The organism is Pseudomonas sp. C9 (assembly GCF_002000165.1).
Lineage (GTDB): Bacteria > Pseudomonadota > Gammaproteobacteria > Pseudomonadales > Pseudomonadaceae > Aquipseudomonas.
The window spans coordinates 3945527-3970060 of sequence record NZ_MPAK01000001.1 but is presented as its reverse complement, the minus strand read 5'-3'; the positions used below and the strand labels follow the sequence as shown (position 1 = coordinate 3970060).

Annotated in this window: 27 protein-coding genes, 1 tRNA gene and 1 pseudogene; 6 read left to right on the top strand and 23 right to left on the bottom strand. The window is 56.6% G+C overall.

Going from position 1 to position 24534, the window contains the following annotated elements; genetic code table 11:
- Positions 1–230: 230 nt before the first annotated feature.
- Both BMS17_RS18510 and BMS17_RS18505 read left to right on the top strand, forming a co-directional pair.
- On the top strand, positions 231–443 hold the full coding sequence (locus tag BMS17_RS18510) for a cold-shock protein (RefSeq protein ID WP_007934683.1): 213 nt from the start codon (positions 231–233) through the stop codon (positions 441–443).
- A 96-nt stretch (positions 444–539) separates the two neighbouring features.
- Positions 540–1028, top strand: coding sequence for an RDD family protein (locus BMS17_RS18505; RefSeq protein ID WP_077431378.1), 489 nt, complete (start codon positions 540–542; stop codon positions 1026–1028).
- 59 nt (positions 1029–1087) lie between these two features.
- Here the strand turns inward: BMS17_RS18505 and nadA are convergent, their stop codons facing one another.
- Positions 1088–2146 (bottom strand): quinolinate synthase NadA, encoded by a 1059-nt coding sequence (gene nadA / locus BMS17_RS18500; protein ID WP_046032056.1) that lies wholly within the window; start codon positions 2144–2146, stop codon positions 1088–1090.
- Positions 2147–2433: 287 nt separating this feature from the next.
- Here nadA and BMS17_RS18495 point away from each other — a divergent pair, with 287 nt between their 5' ends.
- The gene (locus BMS17_RS18495; RefSeq protein WP_046032057.1) at positions 2434–4335 is read left to right on the top strand and encodes an acyltransferase family protein; all 1902 of its coding nucleotides are present in this window, start codon (positions 2434–2436) and stop codon (positions 4333–4335) included.
- A gap of 277 nt (positions 4336–4612) precedes the next feature.
- Here BMS17_RS18495 and BMS17_RS18490 read toward each other — a convergent pair.
- The 18 genes and pseudogenes from BMS17_RS18490 to BMS17_RS29960 all read right to left on the bottom strand — a co-directional run.
- Positions 4613–4688, bottom strand: a tRNA-Lys gene (locus tag BMS17_RS18490).
- Positions 4689–4751: 63 nt separating this feature from the next.
- Positions 4752–5444, bottom strand: coding sequence for a 7-cyano-7-deazaguanine synthase QueC (queC, locus tag BMS17_RS18485; protein ID WP_046032058.1), 693 nt, complete (start codon positions 5442–5444; stop codon positions 4752–4754).
- Position 5445: 1 nt separating this feature from the next.
- Positions 5446–6093, bottom strand: coding sequence for a 7-carboxy-7-deazaguanine synthase QueE (queE, locus tag BMS17_RS18480; RefSeq protein WP_046032066.1), 648 nt, complete (start codon positions 6091–6093; stop codon positions 5446–5448).
- Between the two features lie 167 nt (positions 6094–6260).
- Complete coding sequence (gene ybgF, locus BMS17_RS18475; RefSeq protein WP_046032059.1) at positions 6261–7100, bottom strand: tol-pal system protein YbgF; 840 nt, start codon at positions 7098–7100, stop codon at positions 6261–6263.
- Between the two features lie 6 nt (positions 7101–7106).
- On the bottom strand, positions 7107–7604 hold the full coding sequence (gene pal, locus BMS17_RS18470; RefSeq protein ID WP_003178634.1) for a peptidoglycan-associated lipoprotein Pal: 498 nt from the start codon (positions 7602–7604) through the stop codon (positions 7107–7109).
- A gap of 52 nt (positions 7605–7656) precedes the next feature.
- A complete protein-coding gene (tolB, locus tag BMS17_RS18465; protein ID WP_263295831.1) occupies positions 7657–8937 on the bottom strand; it encodes a Tol-Pal system beta propeller repeat protein TolB in 1281 nt (426 codons plus the stop codon).
- A gap of 17 nt (positions 8938–8954) precedes the next feature.
- Positions 8955–10034: a cell envelope integrity protein TolA gene (gene tolA / locus BMS17_RS18460; RefSeq protein ID WP_046032061.1), complete on the bottom strand. Its 1080-nt coding sequence runs from the start codon at positions 10032–10034 to the stop codon at positions 8955–8957.
- Positions 10034–10486, bottom strand: a complete 453-nt coding sequence (tolR, locus tag BMS17_RS18455) for a protein TolR (RefSeq protein WP_161807482.1) — start codon at positions 10484–10486, stop codon at positions 10034–10036. Before tolR ends, tolA begins: the two co-directional genes overlap by 1 nt.
- A 23-nt stretch (positions 10487–10509) precedes the next feature.
- Positions 10510–11205 carry a protein TolQ gene (gene tolQ / locus BMS17_RS18450; protein WP_008147369.1) on the bottom strand — a complete coding sequence of 232 codons (696 nt, stop codon included), beginning with the start codon at positions 11203–11205 and terminating at the stop codon, positions 10510–10512.
- Complete coding sequence (gene ybgC, locus BMS17_RS18445; protein ID WP_007945841.1) at positions 11195–11662, bottom strand: tol-pal system-associated acyl-CoA thioesterase; 468 nt, start codon at positions 11660–11662, stop codon at positions 11195–11197. The genes tolQ and ybgC overlap by 11 nt, the downstream gene beginning before the upstream one ends.
- Before the next feature lie 127 nt (positions 11663–11789).
- Positions 11790–12851: a Holliday junction branch migration DNA helicase RuvB gene (gene ruvB / locus BMS17_RS18440; RefSeq protein ID WP_008027785.1), complete on the bottom strand. Its 1062-nt coding sequence runs from the start codon at positions 12849–12851 to the stop codon at positions 11790–11792.
- Complete coding sequence (gene ruvA, locus BMS17_RS18435; protein WP_046032062.1) at positions 12852–13469, bottom strand: Holliday junction branch migration protein RuvA; 618 nt, start codon at positions 13467–13469, stop codon at positions 12852–12854. It abuts the gene before it with no gap.
- A 116-nt stretch (positions 13470–13585) separates the two neighbouring features.
- A complete protein-coding gene (ruvC, locus tag BMS17_RS18430) occupies positions 13586–14110 on the bottom strand; it encodes a crossover junction endodeoxyribonuclease RuvC (RefSeq protein WP_046032063.1) in 525 nt (174 codons plus the stop codon).
- Between the two features lie 155 nt (positions 14111–14265).
- A complete protein-coding gene (locus BMS17_RS18425) occupies positions 14266–15012 on the bottom strand; it encodes a YebC/PmpR family DNA-binding transcriptional regulator (RefSeq protein WP_046033287.1) in 747 nt (248 codons plus the stop codon).
- A gap of 117 nt (positions 15013–15129) precedes the next feature.
- A complete protein-coding gene (gene aspS / locus BMS17_RS18420; protein ID WP_077431376.1) occupies positions 15130–16905 on the bottom strand; it encodes an aspartate--tRNA ligase in 1776 nt (591 codons plus the stop codon).
- A gap of 106 nt (positions 16906–17011) precedes the next feature.
- Positions 17012–17233: an FmdB family zinc ribbon protein gene (locus tag BMS17_RS18415; RefSeq protein WP_010457489.1), complete on the bottom strand. Its 222-nt coding sequence runs from the start codon at positions 17231–17233 to the stop codon at positions 17012–17014.
- Between the two features lie 136 nt (positions 17234–17369).
- A complete protein-coding gene (locus BMS17_RS18410; protein ID WP_046033285.1) occupies positions 17370–17708 on the bottom strand; it encodes a ribbon-helix-helix domain-containing protein in 339 nt (112 codons plus the stop codon).
- Positions 17709–17976: 268 nt separating this feature from the next.
- A pseudogene (locus tag BMS17_RS29960) lies at positions 17977–18096 on the bottom strand (DNA starvation/stationary phase protection protein); the annotation flags it as partial.
- Between the two features lie 258 nt (positions 18097–18354).
- Between BMS17_RS29960 and BMS17_RS30855 the strand changes: the two are divergent.
- Positions 18355–18957 carry a cold-shock protein gene (locus BMS17_RS30855; protein ID WP_046033284.1) on the top strand — a complete coding sequence of 201 codons (603 nt, stop codon included), beginning with the start codon at positions 18355–18357 and terminating at the stop codon, positions 18955–18957.
- 64 nt (positions 18958–19021) lie between these two features.
- On the opposite strand, the gene BMS17_RS18395 is transcribed toward BMS17_RS30855, so the two are convergent.
- Positions 19022–19228 carry a SlyX family protein gene (locus BMS17_RS18395; RefSeq protein WP_008029236.1) on the bottom strand — a complete coding sequence of 69 codons (207 nt, stop codon included), beginning with the start codon at positions 19226–19228 and terminating at the stop codon, positions 19022–19024.
- Between the two features lie 3 nt (positions 19229–19231).
- Positions 19232–19657 (bottom strand): HIT domain-containing protein, encoded by a 426-nt coding sequence (locus BMS17_RS18390; RefSeq protein WP_046033283.1) that lies wholly within the window; start codon positions 19655–19657, stop codon positions 19232–19234.
- A gap of 874 nt (positions 19658–20531) precedes the next feature.
- Between BMS17_RS18390 and BMS17_RS18385 the strand changes: the two genes are divergently transcribed.
- Positions 20532–21860, top strand: a complete 1329-nt coding sequence (locus BMS17_RS18385; RefSeq protein WP_046033282.1) for an OprD family porin — start codon at positions 20532–20534, stop codon at positions 21858–21860.
- A 143-nt stretch (positions 21861–22003) separates the two neighbouring features.
- Here the strand turns inward: BMS17_RS18385 and BMS17_RS18380 are convergent, their stop codons facing one another.
- On the bottom strand, positions 22004–22846 hold the full coding sequence (locus BMS17_RS18380; protein WP_046033281.1) for a mechanosensitive ion channel family protein: 843 nt from the start codon (positions 22844–22846) through the stop codon (positions 22004–22006).
- 129 nt (positions 22847–22975) lie between these two features.
- Entirely contained in the window at positions 22976–23461 is a 486-nt protein-coding gene (locus BMS17_RS18375) for a YajQ family cyclic di-GMP-binding protein (RefSeq protein ID WP_007906601.1), read from the bottom strand.
- A 140-nt stretch (positions 23462–23601) separates the two neighbouring features.
- On the opposite strand from BMS17_RS18375, the gene BMS17_RS18370 reads away from it, so the two are divergent.
- Positions 23602–24519, top strand: coding sequence for a putative 2-dehydropantoate 2-reductase (locus BMS17_RS18370; protein WP_046033280.1), 918 nt, complete (start codon positions 23602–23604; stop codon positions 24517–24519).
- Positions 24520–24534 lie beyond the last annotated feature (15 nt).

Sequence of the window (24534 nt, the reverse complement as noted above, 5' to 3'; positions counted from 1 at the left end):
GCGCTCAACCTGAGCAAAACCGGGCCTCCAACGGGGCTTGTTTTTTCTCCCGTAGTTGGCGTAGAGTTTGTCCACTGTGTTTGCATGGGTCGCTTGGAATCGTGACCTGGGCAGTAGCCTACAAGTTAGCTACATCCCGTTCGACGTCTTCTTACTCTCCTGCAACCAGCCCCAGTACTCTTTCACGAGAAGGAGACTGTCATTAATTTTTGCGTCAAAGGAAATAAGAAATGTCCCAACGTCAGAGCGGTACCGTCAAGTGGTTTAACGACGAGAAAGGTTTTGGTTTTATCACTCCTGAAAGCGGTCCGGATCTGTTCGTACATTTCCGCGCCATCCAGGGCAACGGCTTCAAGAGCCTGAAAGAAGGCCAGAAAGTGACTTTCGTTGCCGTGCAAGGCCAGAAAGGCATGCAGGCTGACGAGGTTCAAGCAGAAGGTTAATCTTCTGTAACGAAAAAGCCCCTGATGCTGACATCAGGGGCTTTTTTGTGCGCGTAAATCCGTAAAATGGCTTCTTTTTTCTGCCCAGAGGCTGCCATGTCGAAACACCTGCTCAACCCCCAGGGCGACTTCCCCACCGCCCCCCTGGGTCGTCGCATGGCAGCGATGTTCTATGACTTTCTGTTGTGTACCGCCCTGCTGATCGTCACCAGCGGCATTTACAAGATGATCCAGATGGCCATCCTTGGCGAAGAAAAAATGCGCACCCTGACCGAAGCCGGCGCGCTGGACGGCGATCCATTGCTCTCGACGGTGTTGCTGTTTGTACTGTTCGGCTTTTTCGCCAAGTTCTGGACCTGGTCTGGCCAGACACTGGGCATGCAGGTGTGGTGCATCCGCGTACAGAACGTCGACGGCTCGTCCATCAGCCTGTGGCAGGCGCTGTTGCGGTTTGTAGTGTCGATAGCGTCCTGGCTATGTCTGGGGCTGGGTTTTTACTGGTCGCTGTTCGACAAGCAGAAACGCAGCTGGCATGACATGTACTCCAACACTCAGCTCGTACAGATTCCGAAAAAAACCAAGTAGACCACCAGATGCAAAAACGCCCCGACCAAATCGGGGCGTTTTTTTTAGCGGTCAGCGAATCAGGCGTTACCCGCCAGCTTCATTCGCGCAGCCTGAGTGAAGTCGAGCATGCGCTTTAACGGGCGAATCGCCTGCGGAATCAGCGCAGGATCGACAAAGATCTCATTCGCCCCCTCTTTCAAGCTCTTCAGCAGGCGCTCAAGCGTGTTCATTGCCATCCACGGGCAGTGTGCGCAACTGCGGCAGGCTGCGCCGTTACCGGCCGTTGGCGCTTCGATGAAGACCTTGTCCGGGCACAGCTGCTGCATCTTGTAGAAAATGCCGCGGTCGGTGGCGACGATCAAAGTCTTGTTTGGCAGGCTCTGCGCCGCCGCGATCAACTGGCTGGTAGAACCGACGGCATCCGCCAGTTCGATCACCGAGGTCGGGGACTCCGGGTGCACCAGAATCGCGGCTTCGGGGTACAGCGCCTTCATGTCTTCAAGCTGCTTGGACTTGAACTCCTCGTGAACGATGCAAGCACCGTCCCACAGCAGCATGTCTGCACCGGTCTGGCGCTGAATGTAGGTGCCCAGGTGTTTGTCCGGGCCCCAGATAATGGTCTCGCCGTTGTCCATCAGGCTTTCGACGATTTCCAGTGCGCAACTGGAGGTCACCACCCAATCCGCCCGGGCTTTGACTGCCGCCGAGGTATTGGCGTACACCACGACGGTGCGTTCCGGGTGCTGATCACAGAACGCCGAAAACTCGTCCACCGGGCAACCCAGGTCCAGCGAACACGTCGCTTCGAGGGTGGGCATCAGCACACGTTTTTCAGGAGTGAGGATTTTCGCGGTTTCACCCATGAACTTCACACCGGCGACCACCACGGTTTTGGCCGGATGTGCGGCGCCGAAGCGGGCCATCTCCAACGAGTCGGAGACGCATCCACCGGTTTCTTCAGCCAATGCCTGAATGACCGGATCGCAATAGAAGTGGGCAACCAGCACCGCGTTCTGAGCCTTGAGCTCGGCGGCGATGGCGGCACGGTAATAGGCCTCTTCCTCGGCAGTCAGCGGTTTGGGCTGCTTGGCATCGAGGTGAGCCTGGACCAAAAGGCGTTCGGAAATCTGCGTCATGTTCGCAAGACCTGCAGGCGCATTTGCGCGAAAGTCGAGTATACACCCGGCTCCGGACCCTACTGGGTACCGCCGGGAAAGTGAGTATTCAACAGGCACGGACAGCGTTGAAGATGCGCAAGGCTACAGAATATCCCGCGGATGCAAAAGATGATTCTGACCTGCACCACCCCGCGTGCTCTACACCCATGCTCACAGGCAAATAGATTTGTAGTGAGAATGTACAAATCAGTAAACACGGCCACTACAATGCCCCCTGCCAATAGGGATGTGATAGCGGGAATAAAATGCAATTTCACAAAAATATCAATGCGTTACGAGCACTTGCCGTCATATCCGTAGTGCTTTTCCACTTCGAGATCGAAGGGTTCGGCGGGGGGTTTGCGGGGGTTGACGTCTTTTTCGTCATATCCGGCTTCCTGATGACCGGAATCATCTTTACCGGCCTTCAAAAACAAAATTTCTCGCTCCTCGGGTTCTACGCATCAAGAGCACGCCGAATTGTTCCGGCACTATTGGCTCTGTGCGTTGCGCTATTGGTGTTCGGCTTCGCGTTTCTACCCCTTGACGACTACCGGGACACCATCAGAACGATCAAAAGCAGCTTGCTCTTCAGCTCTAATTTCATGTTTGCCAAAGGCGGGAGCTATTTCGATGCCCCGCTGCACGAGAACTGGCTGCTGCATACCTGGTCGCTGTCAGTTGAGTGGCAGTTCTACATGCTCTACCCCGTGCTGCTCATGGCGCTGTACAAATGCTTCGGTGCCCGCAAGACCACCTATGCACTGGTGATACTGGCCTTGATGTCCTTTGGCGCGTCCATCCTTGTGACGAAGGCCAATCCCGTTTTTGCGTTCTACATGCTGCCGACCCGTGCCTGGGAGCTGATCGCGGGGGGACTGGTATTTCTGTTCCCCCTTCAACTCGGCAAGCGCAACAGCACGGTTTGCGAGGGACTCGGGTTACTGGCAATTCTGGCCAGTGTGTTCTGCTTTTCTGAGCAGGATCTCTGGCCTGGGTATCTTGCGGCGCTCCCGGTCTTAGGCACAGCGCTGGTGATCTACGGGAATACTCAATCAGTTTTCAGCAACCACAAGGCTCTGCAATTCACCGGAAAAATCTCTTACTCCGTTTATCTGTGGCATTGGCCGTTGGTGGTGTTTCTCTATAGCTGTGGCTTGCTGACGAGCGTGCCGCACATTGTGGGGGCGATTGTTCTTTCGTTCGTGCTGGGTGCGCTGTCGTTCTACCTGATTGAGTCGAAGGTGAAGAAGATTACGTCTGCGCCAGCAACGATCCTCAAATTCGCGTCATACGCAGTGGGGGTGGTTGCCTTGTCAGCCATAACGTCTTCGGTAGTGAAGAACTACCCGGCCGTGCGGTTTGCATTTGTCGACTTGGGGCAGCCCGAATACACCAGCAAGCTGTACCCGCAGGAGTGCTACCCCAACAACTTTGCCGCCGCCGATTGCAAACTCGGGACGGGTGAAGTGTCGGTCATCCTATTTGGCGACAGTCATGCTCAATCTACGGCTGCGGCTGTCCAGATGGAGAACAAGCAGGCCGCATTGTCCTGGGCTCGCGGCGGCTGCCCTCCCCTGCAAAACTTCGCAATGCGAGACAAAGAGCTGGAAAGCCAATGCCAAGCGTTCAATCATGAAAAACTGGAAGTATTGAAAAGGTCGTACCAGGGCATCCCTGTGGTGCTATTCAGCAGGGCAGCACTGTATTCAGACCCAAGCAGAAACAACAGCTACCGTATTTCCTTCCCTGAACAGAAGCACTTGGATGCTTCATCATTTGTCGAGACCTACACGGAGCAATACTCCGACGTCGTCTGCTCGATCGCGAAAAATCATCCGGTTTATATCGTGAAGCCGATTCCGGAAATGCCCTTCAGCGTCTACAAAGGCTTGAATCTGCATCGGCGGATATTCCAGCAGGCATCAGACATTTCGATCCCGCTGTATGAGTATGAGCAGCGCAACAGGAACGCTATCGCCGTAATTGAAGCAGTTGCGAAGCGTTGCAACGTGACGGTAGTGGACCCGGCCCCATACCTTTGCCCGGAAGGACACTGCATGGGGTCCAAGGACGGCGTTCCTTTGTATTTTGATGACAACCATCTCGTGGATGCGGGCAATCAACAGCTGAAGGGGTTGTTCAAAGGGGTAGCGAAAGACATATAGGCCCTGGAAGGCGCTCCAGCGCCTGCGACAGGGTCAGACAGGGTGTCTTTGAGGATGCCCTCGTCAATGACTCGTGTGGCCCGCAAATCGAGTATCAACGCAGTCAGGTCACCGCCAGAACGAAACACTAACCTAACCAAGAGTTCGCTGAAGGACTCATCCATCGCCACTGCGCAGTGCGCGCAGTTTCGCTCGTCCTTGCTTTATCGCAGGCAAAAAAAAATCCGGAAATCCTCACTTGCGTGGGCCTTCCAGACTTTTAAAACTGCTACAAAAATGGTGGGTCGTGTGGGATTCGAACCTACGACCAATTGGTTAAAAGCCAACTGCTCTACCAACTGAGCTAACGACCCGCTGTGTGGTGGCGCGTATAATACTGATTTTTAAGGACTATTCAACACCTAATTTGAAATAAATCAAAAATAAGGTGTTGGGTCGCTGATTCCGGCCGCTGCGAAGCCTTCTGCACGCAATCGGCAGCTGTCGCATTTTCCGCACGCACGGCCGTTATCGTCGGCCTGATAGCAGGAAACGGTCAGCCCGTAATTGACGCCAAGCTTCACGCCAGCCTCAACGATCTGCGCCTTGCTCAGGTTCTGCAGCGGCGCCTGAATGCGGAAGCCATTACCCTCTACACCGGCCTTGGTCGCCAGATTGGCCATGCGCTCGAACGACTCGATGAACTCGGGACGGCAGTCAGGGTAACCGGAGTAATCCACCGCATTGACACCAATAAAGATGTCACGCGCACCCAGCACTTCCGCCCAGCCCAACGCCAGCGACAGAAACACCGTGTTGCGTGCCGGTACGTAGGTCACCGGAATACCTTCGCCGAGCTCTTCCGGTATGTCGATGCTGCTGTCGGTCAGTGCCGAGCCGCCAATGCCGTTCAGGTTCAGACCGATCACCTTGTGCTCGACCACACCCAAGTCTCGGGCGACGCGTGCGGCGGCATGCAACTCCGCATGAGACCGCTGACCATAATCGAAGCTCATGGTGTAGCAGCTGTAACCTTCGGCGCGAGCCATGGCCACGACTGTCGCCGAGTCCAGGCCACCGGACAGCAGGATGACCGCACGTTTTTCAGCAGTGTTCGATTGTTCAGTCATTTCAGCGCCCCGGCTCGTCATTCCAAAGATATTTATGCAGCTGCAATTGCAAACGCACTGGCAGGTTGTCCGCCACGACCCAGTCCGCCAGGTCCCGAGCATTCAGGTCATGGTGGCTTGGCGAAAACAGGACTTCACCGGCGCGCCGATCAAGACCGTACTGGATCAGCTTGGACACAGCCCAGTCGTAGTCTTCCCGCGAGCAGATGACAAACTTCACTTGGTCGTTGGGTGTAAGCAGCTCGATATTCTCGTAGCGGTTGCGGTGTGCTTCCTTCGAACCCGGGGTTTTCAGGTCGACAACGCGACTGACCCGAGAATCTACTGCCGAGATGTCGAGTGCACCACTGGTTTCCAGTGACACTTCGTAACCGGCGTCGCACAACTGCTTGAGCAATGGGATGGCGTTAGGTTGTGCCAGTGGCTCACCACCGGTGACACACACATAACGCGGGCGAAAACCGGCCACTTGCTCGAGGATATCGTCGAGCGGGCGGATGGTTCCACCCGTGAAGGCATAGGCGCTGTCGCAGTATTGGCAACGCAATGGGCAACCGGTCAGGCGCACAAATACAGTGGGCAGCCCGGCAGTCCGCGTTTCACCCTGCAACGAGTAAAAAACTTCGGTGATTCTCAATGTGTCTTGCATAGTCGCCACGGGCATAACAGCTAAACAGGCTGTCCGCCTCCGTCAGGCACTTCAAGGAACCCCGCCACCGCGCAGATCCCAAAAAGCGTGTTTCATAAAAAGGGCGTGAATTCTAACGAAAAAACCCGCGACAAGCGCGGGTTTCTTCGAAACGGGTCAAGCAGCCCTTACATTTTTTGCAGATCACGCTGGGCCAGCTGAGCGGCGGAAGTGCCCGGATACTGCGACACAACCTGCTGCAGAATGCCTTTGACCTTGTCGGTGTGACCGAGGCGGCGTTCTACATCAGCCAGCTTGTACAACGAATCAGGCACTTTGGCGTGCTTTGGGTACAACTGTGAAACCTTGGCAAACGCTTGACCTGCACCTTGCAGATCGCCTTTGGCCAGGTTCACTTCGCCCAACCAGTACTGGGCATTGCCCGCGTATTGGCTGTTCGGGTATTTGCGCAGGAATGCGGCAAAAGCCTGGCTGGCCTTGTCGAAATCCTTGGCTTTGATCAGGTCGAAGGCTGCGTCGTAATACAGCTTTTCCTTCGCCGGATCAGCCGGTTCGCTACCCGCGGCAGGTGCTTGAGCGGCAGCGGCTCCAGCACTTGCGCCGACGGCAGCACCAGGGGCGTTCAAATCACCACTGGAGGAAGAATTCTCAGGAGTCGCGGCAGGTGCAGCACCGGTTCCAATGCGCCGATCAAGATCCTGATATCGCTCCAGGTTCTCTTGCTTCATGCGCGCTACATCATTTTGCAGAACTTCAATCGCGCCTTGCTGGCGCTCGATCTGTTGCTGCATTTGTTGCAGTTGGTTGAACAGCTCGCCCTGTGCCGAGACAGGGGCCGAAACCCCTCCCCCGGCATAGGCGCCGTTCGTACCGTAACCTGCAGGCGGATAACTGCTCCCGCTATTGTTATAACCGGAGTTGTTATCGACCACAGGAACCGCAGCCCACACCGCAAGCGGTGCGAGACTGAGAGCCAAGACAGTTACAGCACGACGGCACGTTCGCATGACGAATTACTTACGCAGTTCGACGCGACGGTTTTGAGCCCAGGACTGCTCGTCGTTGCCGGTAGCAACTGGACGCTCTTCGCCGTAGGAAACCAGTTCCAGCTGAGCTGGGGAAACACCTTGCAGTACCAGGTAGCGTTGAACGGCTTTCGCACGACGCTCGCCCAGTGCCATGTTGTACTCACGAGTACCACGTTCGTCGGTGTTGCCTTCCAGAACAACGCGAGCGCCGTTTGCTTTCAGGTCTTTGGCGTGAACGTCCAGAGCGCGCATGGCTTCTGGCTTCAGGTCCGAGCTGTCGTATTCGAAGTAGAAAGTGGTGATAGCGCGCAGAGCAGCTTCTTCGCTCAGGGAACCGTCAACGGCACCAGTGTTTGCGCCATAACCAGCGTTTGGATCTACTGCGCCTTCACCGGCGTTGTCGCCGCCTTTGGACGAGCAACCTACAGCTACAGCCATGGCCAGAGCCAGCGCAGCAAATTTACCAAACTTCAGCATTTCCATCGTGAAACTCCTAATGAACCCCAATGTGTTAAGTACAACGTGTAGCGCCGCGTCAGTTCAGGTAAGGGGACCAGGAAGGTTCTCTGACTTCGCCTTGAGCGGTAGGAAGCGGGAGCCTTACGCGTCCATTAATGGACACGAGCATCAAGACTCCCCGGCCCTGCTGGCGGGTGGCGTAGATTACCATGGTGCCGTTGGGCGCAACAGTAGGCGACTCGTCCAGAGTGCTATCAGTGAGGATCTTTACACTACCTCGCTGCAAATCCTGGGCCGCCACCTTGAAATTGGTGAAACCATCCTGGCGGTGGATCATCACCAGGGTCTTTTCATCAGCCGACAGTTTAGGGTTGGCGTTGTAGTTACCCACGAAGGTCACACGCTCCGCACCGCCACCACCGACGCTGGTTTTGTAGATCTGCGGCTTGCCGCCACGGTCGGAGGTGAAGTAGATGGTCGAGCCATCCTTACCCCAGAACGGTTCGGTGTTGATGCCGGGACCGTTGGTGACACGAGAGATCTGACGCGAACCCAGGTTCATCACATAGATGTCCGGGTTGCCGTCTTTGGACAGCACGAACGCCAGGCGATTGCCGTCCGGCGACCAGGCTGGCGCGCCATTCAGGCCTTCGAAGTTGGTGATCTGCTCGCGGCGACCGGTGTCGATGTTCTGCATGAAGATGCGCGGACGCTTCTGCTCGAACGACACATAGGCGATGCGCTTGCCATCCGGCGCAAAACGCGGCGACAGGATTGGCTCGCGCGATTGCAGCAGGGTCACGGCACGGGCACCGTCATAGTCCGAACGTTGCAGCGTGTAACGAGTGTTCTTCTCGGAGAAACGCTCGGCCGTCACGTACAGCAGGCGAGTCGAGAACGCACCTTTGATACCGGTGAGTTTTTCAAACGACTGGTCGGAGATGTAGTGCGCCATGTCGCGCAGCTGATCTGTACTGCCCGACACGCTGCCGGTCAGTACTTGCTGCTCGGTGGCAACGTTGAACAGTGCGTATTGAACCTGCAGGCGACCGCCCGCTGGAACGATACTGCCGACCATGATGTATTGGGCACCCACCGCCTTCCAGTCACGGAAAATGATTTCGCTGGCCTGGCTCGGCAAGCTGATCATGTTCTGCTTTGGAATCGGCGAGTAGTAACCCGAGTTGCGCAGGTCGTTACCGATGATTTCGGCCATGTCGTCTGGCAGCACAGCGCCGCCCTGGAAAGCGAACGGCACGACTGCAATCGGGGTAGCCCGATCACTGCCGCTGGTGACCAGAATGTTTTTCTCATCCGCCATCGCCATCCCTGCCAGACAGCAGATAGCGACAAGCATTCCTCGTAGAAGGTTTCTCACGGGGCTAAATCCTCAGGCGTGAATGTCATCTTGAATGAACGATACGGAGCAAAATCGCTCGGCTTCATTCCCTGCATTTCTGTCAAACGTCCAATATTCTTCACTGCCGCTACAGCAGACGCATCAAACGGACCGTCACCACTGGACTTGGCCACGCTGGCCGAAGTCACCGTACCATCCGGCAACATGCCGATTTGCAGCACGACTGTCATACCTTTGCGTGCCGAAGGTGGACGAGCCCAGCCTTCCGCCGCACGAAGACGAATCAAATCATCGAAACTGCCGGCGACTTCATCACCCTGTTCATCCGCCAAGGCCTGCTGGCGCTGCGGCGTGTCGGAAAGCAAATCTGCCAGGGCTTGAGCCTTTTTGTCTTCGGCGGATTTACGTGCTGCATCCTGCGATTTCTTCTTCGCAGCATCGGCAGCAGCTTTCTTCTTCGCATCTTCGGCGACTTTCTTCTTCGCCTCTTCAGCTTCAGCTTTCTTCTTGGCGTCTTCGGCGGCTTTCTTCTTCGCGTCTTCGACGATTTTCTTCTTCGCTTCTTCAGCGGCCTCTTTCTTGGCCTCTTCTTCAGCGGCTTTCTTGGCTTCTTCTTCGGCTTTCTTCTTGGCTATATCAGCCAATTGTTTCTCTTCGGCCTTTTTGGCTTCGGCGGTCTTCTTCGCTTCATCGGCTTTCTTGGCTTCATCAGCCTTTTTCGCCTCATCCGCTTTCTTCGACTCGTCAGCCTTCTTGGCTTCCTCGGCCTTTTGAGCCGCCTCTTCTTTCTTTTGTTCCGCAGCCTTCACCGCTTCCTGCTCGACCTTCTTCTGTTCCAACTGTTCGACTTCGGTCTGGCGCGCAGCAGATTTCTGCGCCTCACCCGCAATCTTCTGATTGGTCTGGGTGGTCGCCCGACTTTTCGATTTCAGCTGGTACAGCGTCGCCTGGACAATTGGCTTGGCCGGCGGCAACTCAGGCGTGAAGGCAAAGCTGACAAACAGCATGCCGAACACCAGCACGTGCAAGCCAATCGCCCAGACACTAGGCCAGAAGTAGCTTTCCGAGGCTGTTGGCTCTCGTTGTTGCTGCATCAGGGCGCCTCGGTAATCAAGCCAACATTACCGACCCCGGCTTTCTGCAACCCGCCCATGGCGCCCATGACCGAACCGTAGTCGACGGTCTTGTCGCCGCGGATGAACACCTGAGTGCGCTTGCCGCCTTCAGTGCCGGCACGAATGATCTTGGTCACCGCGTCAGTCATCTGCGGCAAGGTCATGGCCTTGTCCTGCTGCTTTTCGGTGTCGACTTCGCTGCCAAGGTTCCAGTAGTAGGTCTTGTCAGCCTTGATCGAAATGGTCAGGACCTGGGTGTTGTTGTCCTGCGGCAAGGCTTCGCTGGAAACCTTGGGCAGATCAACTTTCACGCCCTGATTGAGCATCGGCGCGGTCACCATGAAGATGACCAGCAGCACCAACATCACGTCGATGTAAGGCACCACGTTCATCTCGGCAACCGGCTTGCGCTTTTTGCGAGCTCGAGCGATTAAAGCCATTGGAAATTACCTGCTTATTCTTCGCTGGTGTGCACTTTGCGGTGCAGGATCGCCTGGAATTCATCGGCGAAGGTGTAGTAACGGCCCAGCAGGGTTTCACTGCGAGCAGCAAAACGGTTGTAAGCGATAACGGCCGGGATGGCGGCGAACAAGCCGATCGCAGTTGCAATCAGTGCCTCGGCAATACCTGGCGCCACAGTGGCCAGGGTCGCTTGTTGGGCAGTGGCCAGACCACGGAAGGAGTTCATGATGCCCCAGACCGTACCAAACAGACCGATGTACGGGCTGACGGAACCTACGGTGGCGAGGAACGGCAGGCTCTGCTCGAGCTTCTCTTCTTCGCGGGAAATGGCAACGCGCATGGCACGGGCCACGCCTTCCATGACCGCTTCCGGATCGACACCTGGCTGCTGGCGCAGACGGGAGAATTCCTTGAAGCCGGCCCGGAAGATCTGCTCGACGCCTGAATCCGGATCAGGGTTGCTGCCGGCCTGACGGTAGAGTTTGGACAGGTCGATACCCGACCAGAAGCGCTCTTCAAAGCTCTCCAGGGCACGTCGACCGGCGCGCAGCAGATTGCTGCGCTGAAAGATCATGATCCATGAGGTGACCGATGCGGCTACCAGGATCAGCATTACCAGTTGCACCACGATACTGGCATTGCTGACCAGGCTCCACATGGAGGAATGGTCGACGACGTTAGCTTCCACGCTTTATCTCCTGCTTTGAGTGTGTACCCGCGCCGCTCACGTCGGCAAAGGCCGCTCGTAGAGCTTCGGGAATGGCCCGGGGTTTCAAACTTTCAGTGCGCACACAGGCCACCAAAAACTGCCCTTCGCAGAGCAGCACATTATCCGTAGCCCGCCTGACCTGCTGCTTGAAGCGCAGGCTGACACGGTTCAATTCGATTACTTCAGCGCTTACCAGAAGCTCGTCGTCCAGTCGCGCCGGCGCGTGGTAACGCGCTTCGCTGGAATGCACGACAAACAACAGGTCCTCCCCTGCCAGCGCCGATTGGGCAAAGCCCAGATCCCGGAGCCGCTCGGTTCGAGCCCGTTCCATAAACTTGAGGTAATTGACGTAATACACGATGCCGCCCGCATCGGTGTCCTCGTAATAAACGCGACAACGATGTACGAACGGCTCAAGCCCGTTTTGCGCGCGCATACTCTAGTGCTTACTCCTCAGGTTGCCAATCCGGCCAGGCAACTGTTTTTCATTGATCTGCGGCTTTGCGGCAAAAGTACGGTCCTGGGACCGCACAAAAGCCGAATATATCAGCGCGCAAAGGATATTAATCGTCAACGGCATCCAGGAACTCGTCTACCACGGGCATTTCACCCAATCGTGACGGAATATTTAAACCGAAGTGCAAATACGCATGCCGGGTGACAACTCGCCCCCGAGGGGTGCGCATGATGTAGCCCTGCTGGATCAAGTACGGCTCCAGCACATCTTCGATGGTGTGGCGTTCTTCGCTGATGGCGGCGGCCAGGCTATCCACCCCGACCGGCCCACCGTCGAACTTCTCGATCATGGTCAGCAGCAGGCGCCGGTCCTGATGATCGAAGCCACGCTCGTCGACATCCAGCAGATTCAATGCGAGATCAGCGATCGGCTTGGTAATGTGCCCCTTGGCGCGAACTTCGGCGAAATCGCGCACCCGGCGCAGCAGGCGATTGGCAATACGTGGCGTACCGCGAGCACGCCGGGCGATTTCAAACGCACCCTCCGGGTCCAGCGGCAAGCCCAGTATGTTCGCCGAACGGCTGACAATCGTTGCCAGGTCCGCGGTGCTGTAGAACTCCAGGCGCTGGACGATGCCGAAGCGATCGCGCAGCGGGTTGGTCAGCATACCGGCACGCGTTGTTGCGCCCACCAGGGTGAACGGCGGCAAATCAAGCTTGATCGAACGCGCGGCCGGGCCTTCGCCGATCATGATGTCGAGCTGAAAATCCTCCATGGCCGGGTACAGCACTTCTTCGACAATCGGCGACAGGCGATGGATCTCGTCGATGAACAGCACGTCATGGGGTTCAAGATTGGTCAACAACGCGGCCAGATCACCCGGACGCTCGAGGACCGGCCCTGACGTGCTCTTGATCGACACGCCCATTTCCTGGGCGATGATGTTCGCCAGCGTGGTCTTGCCCAAACCGGGCGGACCGAAAATCAGCGTGTGGTCCAGAGACTCGTTACGCCCACGCGCGGCCTGGATGAACAACTCCATTTGCTCGCGAACAGTCGGCTGGCCGATGTATTCGGCCAGGCTGACAGGACGAATCGCCCGGTCCTGGACTTCCTCGCGGTCACGAGGACCGGGGGTGGCGGCAATCAGACGATCGGCTTCAATCACTTAAATCATTCCCTTCAGGGCACGACGAATCATGTCTTCACTGCTCAAGCCTTTCTCCTTGATCGCAGAAATCGCCTTGCTGGCTTCCTGAGGCTTGTAGCCCAGGGAAATCAGCGCGCTGACCGCGTCGTTTTCGGCGGTAGCCACTGGAGCTGACGCGTCCGGCCCGCCCGGTTGGTTTGGCACCAGCGCGAACATCGCCGGTACGGTTTCCCACGCCTTGAAGCGATCCTTGAGTTCCACCAGCAAGCGTTCGGCAGTCTTCTTGCCCACGCCCGGCACCTTGGTTAGCGCCGAGGTGTCCTGGGACTGCACGCAACGGACCAGCTCATCGACTTCCAGACTCGACATCAACGCCAGCGCCAATTTTGGCCCGACACCATTGAGACGGATCAACTCGCGAAAAAAGTCTCGCTCTCGCTTGCTGGCGAAACCATAGAGTAACTGCGCGTCTTCGCGTACGACCAAGTGGGTGTGCAAGGTCAGCGGTTCACCGACCGACGGCAAGCGATACAACGTGGTCATGGGCACCTCCAACTCATACCCCAGACCGTTTACATCCAGAATCAGGTGCGGCGGCTGTTTTTCAGCCAGTGTGCCGCGCAAGCGTCCAATCACGTTTCAGATCCTTGAGCGTTGGCCAGATCAATGCCTGGCGACCGACAGAGCGAGGGGTCGCGTCGACGACACAGACACGAAAAACCTCATTCCGCAAAAAATGATTGCTGATGCTATCAGAGACGCAAGCGCCCGCCACGACTGCGTGCCGCGCCAAGGCCATGGGGTAACAGACTGGACCGGGTATGCGCATGGCAAATGGCGATGGCCAGGGCATCCGACGCATCGATTTGCGGCTTGCTGGTCAGTTTCAGCATGTGCATGACCATCATCTGCACTTGTTCTTTATTCGCCGCACCGGTGCCGGTCACGGCTTGTTTGACCTGGGTTGCGGTGTACTCGGCTATTTCCAGGTTTTCTTCGGCACCCGCCACAATCGCCGCACCCCGGGCCTGACCCAGCTTCAGCGCGGAGTCTGCGTTGCGTGCCATAAAGACCTTTTCGATACCCATGGTCACAGGACCATAGGTCTGAATGACTTCCCGCACGCCCCGATAGACGATTTGCAGACGCTCGTGCAATTCGCCAGAGCCGGTTCGAATGCAACCCGATGCCACATAAACGCAGCCACGGCCGGTATCGCGTACCACGCCATAACCGGTGATGCGCGAACCGGGGTCGATACCAAGGATTAAAGTCATAACGCCTGCGGGTTCAGTGAAAGCACGATATTCAATTCAGCGAATAACAATTGTGGGAGCTGGCTTGCCTGCGATGGCATCACCTCGGTCTGTCTGATACACCGAGGTGATGCCATCGCAGGCAAGCCAGCTCCCACATTAAATCCTAGTCGCCCTTAACCCAGCTGTGCAGCCACCGACTCCGGAATGTCCGCGTTGGAGTAGACGTTCTGCACGTCATCCAGGTCTTCAAGCATGTCGATCAGCTTGAGCACCTTCTCGGCGCCTTCCAGGTCCAGCTCGGCGCTGGTAGTGGGCAGCATCACGATTTCTGCGTCTTCACCTTTGAAACCGGCCGCTTCCAGCGCATTACGCACGGAATAGAAACCGGCAAACGAAGTGAATACATCGATGGAGCCGTCTTCATGGGTAACCACGTCATCGGCATCGGCTTCCATGGCCGCTTCCATCAAGGCATCTTCGTCAACGCCTGGGGCGAAGGAAATCTGCCCTTTGCGCTCGAACAGATAGGCCACGGAACCGTCGGTGCCGAGGTTGCCACCACATTTACTGAAAGCGTGGCGAACAGCGGCAGCGGTGCGATTACGGTTGTCGGTCATGCACTCGACCATCACCGCCACGCCACCCGGGCCGTAGCCTTCGTAGGTCAGCTCGACCATGTCGTCGGTGTCGGCAGCACCGGCACCGCGTGCGACCGCGCGATCGATGATATCGCGGCTCATGTTCGCGCCAAGGGCCTTGTCCAGCGCCAGACGCAAACGCGGGTTGGAACCCGGGTCACCACCGCCCTGACGGGCAGCAACGGTCAGTTCACGAATCCACTTGGTGAAAATCTTGCCCTTCTTGGCATCCTGACGTTCTTTGCGGTGCTTGATGTTCGCCCACTTGGAATGACCCGCCATAACTCGCTCCGAATTCTCTTTGAAACATTGCCCGCCACAGATTGTCGGCCAGCAACAAAAAAAATCTCGACCTAAAGAAAAGGCGCATCCGGCAAGGATGCGCCTTTGCGGTCAGCCTTACTCAGCCTTTGGCGTTTCGCGCAGGCGAATGTGCAATTCGCGCAGTGCCTTGGCATCAACCTGACCCGGTGCCTGAGTCATGACGTCTGCCGCGCTCTGGGTTTTCGGGAAGGCGATCACTTCACGGATCGACTGGGCGCCGGTCATCAGCATCACCAGACGATCCAGACCGAAGGCCAGGCCACCGTGCGGCGGTGCGCCGTACTTCAGGGCGTCGAGCAGGAAGCCGAACTTCTCTTCCTGTTCCGCTTCGTTGATGCCCAGCAGGCGGAATACGGTCTGCTGCATTTCCTTGCGGTGGATACGGATCGAACCGCCACCCAGCTCAGTGCCGTTCAGCACCATGTCGTAGGCACGGGACAGAGCGGTCGCCGGGTTGGCTTCCAGTTCTTCCGGGGTGCACTTCGGCGCGGTGAACGGGTGGTGCAAGGCAGTGAAGCTGCCGTCGTCGTTTTCTTCGAACATCGGGAAGTCGACGACCCACATTGGCGCCCACTTGCAGGTCAGCAGCTCCAGGTCGTTACCTACCTTGATCCGCAGCGCGCCCAGGGCCTCGCTGACGATCTTGGCTTTGTCAGCACCGAAGAACACGATGTCGCCGTCAACCGCGCCAACGCGATCCAGGATCACATTGAGGTTGGCTTCAGGGATGTTCTTCACGATTGGCGATTGCAGGCCTTCGACGCCTTTGGCGCGCTCGTTGACCTTGATGTACGCCAGGCCCTTGGCACCGTAGATGCCGACGAACTTGGTGTAGTCGTCGATCTGCTTGCGCGGCATGCTCGCAGCGCCTGGAACGCGCAACGCGGCAATGCGGCATTTCGGGTCGTTGGCCGGGCCGCTGAACACCTTGAAGTCGACTTCTTTCAGTTGATCTTCAACGTCAACCAGTTCCAGCGGGTTACGCAGGTCTGGCTTGTCAGAACCGTAACGACGCATGGCTTCTGCGAAGGTCATGTGCGGGAAGTCGCCGAATTCCAGGTCCAGCACTTCCTTGAACAGGTTGCGGATCATTTTTTCGGTGATGCCCATGATCTCGTTTTCATCGAGGAAGCTGGTCTCGATGTCGATCTGGGTGAACTCAGGCTGACGGTCGGCACGCAGGTCTTCGTCGCGGAAGCACTTGGCGATCTGGTAGTAACGGTCGAAGCCAGCCACCATCAGCAGTTGCTTGAACAGCTGTGGCGATTGCGGCAAGGCGAAGAACGAACCGGCGTGAGTACGGCTCGGCACCAGGTAGTCGCGAGCACCTTCAGGGGTCGCGCGGGTCAGGATCGGCGTCTCGACGTCGAGGAAGCCGTTCTCGTCGAGGAAGCGACGGATGCTGGTGGTCATGCGCGAACGCAAACGCAGCTTCTCGGCCATTTCCGGGCGACGCAGGTCAAGGAAGCGATAGCGCAGGCGGGTTTCTTCGCCGACATCGGAGAACTCGTTCAGCGGGAACGGCGGGGTTTCCGACTCGTTCAGCACTTCCAGTTCGTAGCCGAGGACTTCGATCATGCCCGACGCCATGTTGGCGTTGGTCGCACCAGCCGGGCGCAGGCGAACCTTGCCGGTGATTTTCACGACGTACTCGCTGCGCACGCGATCGGCGGCGGCGAAGGATTCAGCGCGGTCCGGGTCGAACACTACCTGGGCCAGACCATCACGATCACGGATATCGAGGAAAATCACCCCACCGTGGTCACGGCGACGGTGGACCCATCCGCAAAGGGTAATTTCCTGGCCGTCCAGGCTTTCGTTCAGTTGGCCGCAATAATGGCTGCGCATCATGGTAGTGGTTTCACTTCTCGTAATTCGAAATTCGGTTGGAGTCCTGCACATCAGGCTGCGGATGATGCAAGAGCTCACGCGTGTGGTTCAACTCAGGCCCTAGACCCTAGTCAGCTTTGTCGCCGCCGGCCAGGTTCTTCTTCGAGCCGGTCTTGAAATCGGTTTCGTACCAGCCGGTGCCGCTGAGGCGGAAACCTGGCATGGACAGCATCTTTTTAAGCTCTGGCGCCTGGCAGGCAGGGCAGTCGACCAGCGGTGCTGCGCTGATCTTTTGAATGGCTTCCAACTGATGACCACAGGAAGCACATTGATAGTCGTACATCGGCATGGGGGTTGTCTCGGCGATCAGATTGCTACCGCACACGCTGGGTTTTGCGGCAAAGAGCGGGATTATATCCATTAAATGCAGCCTGTGCAGCCGTAAGACTGCACAGACTGACACTCAACCCTCTACGTCGCTGCGGCTAAGGCGCCGCAATGCAGCCCCCTTCCTTCAAGCTGCGCACGACGCAGACAACCCGCACCAGCCCGGTGAAGTTCCTGACCCCGCCGTGACGCAAATGCACTTCGCGGTCCACATGGGACAACAGCGCGCTGACCGAACAGCAATTGACCTTGGCCATATCGCCCAAAATATCCCAATAGACCTGTTCAAGCCGCAAGCAGGTCGCAAAACCATTCAAGCGCACCGAACGGGACAACGGCCGGGCCAGCCCCATATCAAATTCACTGACGAACGGATCAACCCTTATATCCCGGGCAGGGCCGAGCCTCCCTTCGCCAAACCTGTCTTCGTAATCCATATCGTTGACACTCCTTTGCCATCCTTGCTTTCTGTAAGAGCACGTTCTGTTGCCTTATAAAAGCGCAGGCGCAAAGGTATATCCAGATGACTTTATGACCCTCGACGTAGGATAAGCCAACAGTTGAAGGGGGATCATGGAGACCGTCCTAGGCCGGCCGTTTTCCTACATGCCCAGACGAGTTTTAACCCGCACAAAAGAGACTTGAAGAAGTAGAAGGACAAAACGCGAACGACACCTCAACGGCATCATTCGCGTACTGGCGAGATTACTGATCCAGCAAGGACCGTAACATCCAGGCGGTTTTCTCATGCACCTGCATACGCGGGGTCAGCAGATCGGCGGTGAGCACTCCGACCTCTTCCTTAATAGAAGAAAGCCGCGCATAACAAACCTGCCGACATCCCGCCGCCCCGAATGACGCACTGACCCAGGACAAATCGCCCCCCCCACAGCACCGCCTGACTGCCTGATTTGAGTAGCTGCAGGCTTTGCTGTTAAATAGACCGTGTGTCGCTGCCGCCTATTTTCCGGGGGCTGCGCATAGGCTGATAGCGGGAACGTGCCCAACGCCTCTTATTGTTCTGAAGCGAACCGTACTCAATCAGCTCTTCCTTGTGATCCGTCTTAACGTGAGTTAATCAAAATGTTGAAAATCGTCCACTTGCTAACGGGCGCAGCAGCCCTGCTGCTGTCCTTCATCCCTAGCCTGCGATCTGAAGCGGTACCTTACCTGCAACAACCCGATGCACTGTACCTGGCCTTTTTCGGCCTGTTGAACCTCACCCTTGCTCCTGTCATCCCTTACTGGAACAAAGGCCCGCGTCACCAACTGCAAAACCTGGTCAGCGCTCTGCTGGTGCTGGCTGTCTTCCTGCAAATCCTGACGCTGCTCGCGCCGATGCCTGTCATCGCCGGCCAGCCTGCCGTTCTGTTCAGCCTGGTGGCTGCCCTGGCCGGCGTTTTACTGCACCTGGGTGTCAGCTTCTACAAATCTTCACCGGCCGCCGCCTCGCCAAGCTATGACATGAGCAACCGCGATACCGGCACCGTAAAATGGTTCAACACCTCCAAAGGCTTCGGCTTTATTTCCCGCGACTCCGGCGATGATATTTTCGTGCATTTCCGGGCCATTCGCGGTGAAGGTCACCGTGTTCTGGTCGAAGGCCAGCGCGTGGAGTTCTCTGTCATGAACCGCGACAAAGGCCTGCAAGCCGAAGATGTGATCGCCGCACTGCCGCGCCGCTGATCCAAGGCTAAAAAAAACCGCGAACAGCCAGGCTGGCTGTTCGCGGTTTTTTATTGCACGCATTTTAGTAATGCGGTGGTGGCGCTTCTTCTTCAAAGGTTTCGAACTGGCCAGCCATTTCTTCCTGCCGCTTGAGCAGTGCTGCCATTTGCAACTGAAGGCGCTCAACCGCGCGCTGCTGGGTCGCCAGCACATCGCTCAATGCCTGGATGGTGTCATCCTGAAAGGCCAATTGGCTCTCCAGATCGGTAACGCGTTCTTCCAGGCTCATGATTCAACCCTCCAGAAACGTAAAGTCTTCGGTTAATACCAAACGCAGCCGCTCGCGAATCGCGGCGATCTGATCTGCGTTGTAGGGTTTGGCGGGCAGCTTGCCCCAGACCGGAGCCGGCCAGGCGGCGTCGTCCTGCTTGCGCACAATCACATGCATGTGCAACTGACTGACGACATTACCCAAAGCCGCGACATTCAACTTGTCGGCGTCGAACGAATCCTTGAGGGTTTCCGCCAATGCGGTCGTCTCCTGCCACAACTGTTGCTGATCGGCGCCATCCAACTGAAATATCTCGCTGATATCGTCGCGACGAGGCACCAGGATGAACCAGGGGTAATTCGAATCGTTAGACAACAGTAACCGGCAAAGCGGGAAATCCCCGATCGGTAACGTGTCTTGTTGGAGCCGTGGATCTAAAGCGAACACTGTGCGCACTCCCGCCGGGTTCTCAATTTCAGCTTAGCGCCCCTCCCGAGGGACGGTGCGCCAAGCGACAGGACGGCAGCATACCTGTGAACGGCGCTTGCTTCACGACCCGGCACGCGCCCCGCCATGAGTCACTTATTGCCCAAACGCACCATTACAGAACCCACGACCCGAGCCAAAACGCCGAAATACTTGATTAACAACGATGCGTTCGATTCGGCCAAATGACAGCACTGTATGAATTCAGTACAGCAATTAAAATTTTTTGCACCAAAACCGCACAGCTCGTCTACGCTGATTGCGTCAGCATCCGCCATTTACTCACTAGCGGGGTGAACCGGTAACATTTTTGGTTGTCACGGCGGCGACCCAAATGTTGAAGCACGATGTAATCAGTGGCGTCAAGCCGAACAAAACGTGCTTGAAACGCCCGGTTTTATGAGGTTTTTACAGCGTTAGGCGGGCCATCAGAAAAAAATCGCAACAAATGTCTGATTTGTGCACGCTTGTTGCATTCACACCCACATCGCCTTGGATGCCTCTGCTGGAAGTGGAAGGTTCAAGGCAAATAAAAACAGCGGCAGGGTTGCCCGATGGAGATTCAAACGTTTCACCAAGGACTCTTTTTACCGATGTTCAAGCCCTGGAAAACAACGTTAAAGTTGCCGGCCCGCTTGCATTGAGGCTGTAAATTTGCGACATCTACCAAGCTGTTTGCGACACGGTCGTAAAGAAGCTGAAAGGTTAGATACGCAAGTATCGCCAACATGGTCGGCGTGATATAAGTTTGCGCCGACACAAAAAGAAAGAGCCGCCCAGATAATAAATCAGGTGGGACGGCAGTACTCTTCTAAAACCAAAGGAGCAAATCACGATGCGCGTGATGAAGTGGAGCATGATCGCACTGGCAGTTGCAGCAGCAGCCAGTACTCAGTTGGCAGTAGCCGCACCTTTCGTAAGCGACCAGGCAGAAGCCAAAGGTTTTGTTGAAGACAGCAAGCTCGACTTGCTGGTTCGCAACTACTACTACAACCGTAACAAGAAAGACGGCGCAGTCGATGACAAAGACTGGACCCAGGGCATTCAGGGCATGTACAGCTCTGGCTACACCCAAGGTCTGATCGGTGTTGGCGTTGAAGCTTGGGGCCAACTGGCCATTAAGCTGGACGGTTCCGACAAGTATTCTGGTTCCGGCAACATGTCCGTGGACTCTGATGGCGAAGTCAACAACAGCCAGGGCAAGGCCGGCGCTGCCGCCAAGTTCCGCATCTCCAAGACCGAGCTGAAAGTCGGCGACATGCAGCCAAGCACCTCTCCGGTGTTCGCTGTAGGCGGCTCCCGCATTCTTCACCAAACTGCCAGCGGTATCCAACTGCAGAGCAGCGAAGTTACAGACCTCGACCTCGAAGCCGGTCACTTCTACTCGGCGACCAGCCAGGACAAGAACGCTCGTGACGGTTCCCTGTGGGCTACCTACGCCGGCGTGCAAGCCAACTCCATCGACTACTTCGGTGGCAAGTACGGCGTTACCCCGGACCTGAGCTTCTCGCTCTACGGTGCCAAGCTCGAAGACGTCTGGAACCAGTACTACGCCAACGCGAACTACACCCTCGCACTGGGCGGCGACAACTCGATTAACTTCGACGGTAACTACTACAACACCAAGGACACCGGTAACGCTAAAGCAGGCGAAATCAGCAACAACGCCTACTCGCTGGCCGCTGCTTACTCGTTCCTGAAAGCACACACCCTGACCCTGGGCTTCCAGAAAGTGAACGGCGATACCCCGTTCGACTACATCGGTGTGGGTAAAAACAACCGCGGTGGCGACTCGATCTTCCTCGCCAACTCCATCCAGTACTCTGACTTCAACGCCCCAGGCGAGAAGTCGGTACAAGCCCGTTACGACCTGAAAATGGCCGAATACGGCGTACCTGGTCTGAGCTTCATGACCCGTTACGTTAAAGGTTGGGACATCGACGGTACCAACACTCCAGCAGGCAGCCCTTACGCTGGTCTGTACGGTGCAGACGGCAAACACCACGAAACCAACGTGGAAGTTAAGTACGTCATTCAAACCGGCCCAGCCAAAGATCTGTCGTTCCGCATCCGTCAAGCATGGCACTCCGCCAATGCTGACGAAGGCGAAGGCGATATCTCTGAGTTCCGCCTGATCACCGACTACCCACTCAACATTCTGTAATTGCAGAAAGTTAGTTTGCGGTAATCAAAAAAAGGCCCATCTTCGGATGGGCCTTTTTCGTTGGTGTCAACTGCGCGTTTAAACGATCAAAAATCATGCAAAACTTGCCTGACCGAAGAGTCAGGCACTGACTTGAAAATCAATCACTGCGCAGCAGATTCCTGAACCACGCGAATAACCCTCTGTGGGAAAGGGATATCAATACCAGCAGTTTTCAAACGATCACGGGACTGTTCGTTGAACATAAACATCACGTCCCAATAATCCGCAGTCTTTACCCAGACGCGAAGCGAAAGAGTGATCGAACTGTCACCCAAGGTAGAAACAACAGCCTGAGGTGCCGGATCTGCCAATACGCGTGGATCTTTGGCCAATTCCAGCAGTACTTCACGTGCCTTCTGCAAGTCCGCTTCGTAATCGACACCCACATCGAACACTACTTTGCGCGTGGGTTGACGATTGGTATTGGTGATGATGCCGTTCGACAAGTTGCCGTTAGGTACGATGATGGTTTTGTTATCGCCGGTACGCAGTACGGTATGGAAGATCTGAATGCTGTCGACAGTACCGGCAACCCCCTGAGCTTCAATCCAGTCACCAATACGAAACGGACGGAACAACAGAATCAGCACGCCGCCAGCGAAGTTCGCCAGGCTGCCCTGCAAGGCCAGACCAATGGCCAGACCGGCGGCACCGATTGCGGCGACGAACGAAGTGGTTTCCACGCCGATCATCGAGGCCACGCTGACAATCAGCAAAACCTTGAGAATGATGTTCGCCAGGCTGCTGATAAACCCTTGCAACGCAAGATCTGCATTACGCAACGCCAGCAAGCCGCCGAGTTTTTGCGTCACTTTATTGATCAGCCACCAACCGATGGCCAGCGTGATGACGGCCAGCAACACGCGGCTGCCGTATTCCATGATCATTGGAATCCAGGCTTGGGAAGCCTTGACCAGGTTGTCCACTTCAGCATTCAGATCCATCTTGTTTCTCCTGATTTGCGGCACGCTAAAAAATGAGCGGCAGAAAGACCAAACCCCAGAGGCTCAATCATTTCTGCCGTTGCTTGGGCCTCGGACGCCGAAAACGCCGAGAGGTTCCCGCCTGGTCGATCAGTCGCGGAAGTTGTTGAACTGCAGCGGCATGTCGAACGTCTTGGCGCGAAGGGCGGCGATGGCTTCCTGCAAATCGTCACGTTTCTTGCCGGTAATGCGCACTTGCTCGCCCTGAATGGCGGCCTGAACCTTGAGCTTGGCGTCTTTGACGTGAGCGACGATCTTCTTCGCCAGTTCTTTGTCGATGCCTTCCTTGAGGACCGCTTCCTGCTTCATCAGCTTGCCCGACGCATAGGCATCCTTGACTTCAAGGCACTGCACGTCGATTTTGCGTTTGACCAGCGCGAGCTTGAGGATCTCGATCATCGCTTCGAGCTGGAAGTCGGCCTCGGCGGTCAGGTTGACGGTCAGGTCCTTTTCCTTGAACTCAAAAGTACCCTTGCCCTTCAGGTCATAACGACGATCGAGTTCCTTGACGGCGTTTTCGACCGCGTTGGTGACTTCGTGTTTGTCCAGTTCGGATACCACGTCGAACGACGGCATGTAATCTCTCCAATAAAAAGGCGCGCTCGATTGCAATGGCGCGCGCTTGGCTTGCGGTTAAAATCGGGCTCATTATAACGGGTCTTTTCCAAGCCATACTGCGAGCCTCACATGCCTGCCACAAACCGGATAAAAAGCTGATGTCGACCCCTTGGCATGTATTGGGCGCCGGCAGCCTCGGCACGTTGTGGGCCACGCGTCTGGCGCGGGCCGGATTGCCGGTCAGGCTGATCGTACGCAGTGAACAGCGTTTGCAGGCCTATCAAGCTGCTGGCGGCTTGACCCTGGTCGAACACGGCGAAGCCCGCACTTATGACATCCCCGGCGAAACACCGGACAGCGTGGGGCCGATCAGCCGCTTGCTGGTCGCCTGCAAGGCCTACGACGCCGAGAAAGCCGTCGCGCAACTGGCGTCGCGCCTGACGCCGGACGCCGAACTGATCCTGTTGCAAAACGGCCTTGGCAGTCAGGACGCCGTCGCGGCGCAGGTGCCGCAAGCCCGTTGCGTGAGCGCATCGAGTACGGAAGGCGCCTTTCGGGAGGGTGACTGGCGTGTAGTGTTTGCCGGCCACGGTTACACGTGGCTCGGCGATGCCGGCCATCCGGTGGCGCCGATCTGGCTGGACGATTTGACGGCCGCCGGGATTCCTCATGAGTGGAGCACCGACATCCTGAGAAGGCTGTGGCGTAAACTGGCGCTCAACTGTGCGATCAATCCCCTGACGGTCTTGCACAACTGTCGCAATGGCGGTTTGCAGGAACATCACTGCGAAGTCGCCACCCTCTGCGTCGAATTGACCGAACTGCTGGAGTGCTGCGGTCAGCCAGCTGCCGCCCAGGACCTGCAGCAGGAGGTCGAGCGAGTGATCCATGCCACGGCGGCCAATTACTCCTCGATGTACCAGGACGTCGCGAGTGAGCGGCGCACCGAAATCAGCTATCTGCTGGGCTATGCCTGCAAAGTTGCGGCGAGACACCAGGTCAACCTGCCCCACCTTAATCAACTGCAGCAGCGGCTGATTGCCCATCTGCACAGCCTTGGATTGCCCAGCGACTGAGCAGCGGCTACGCTG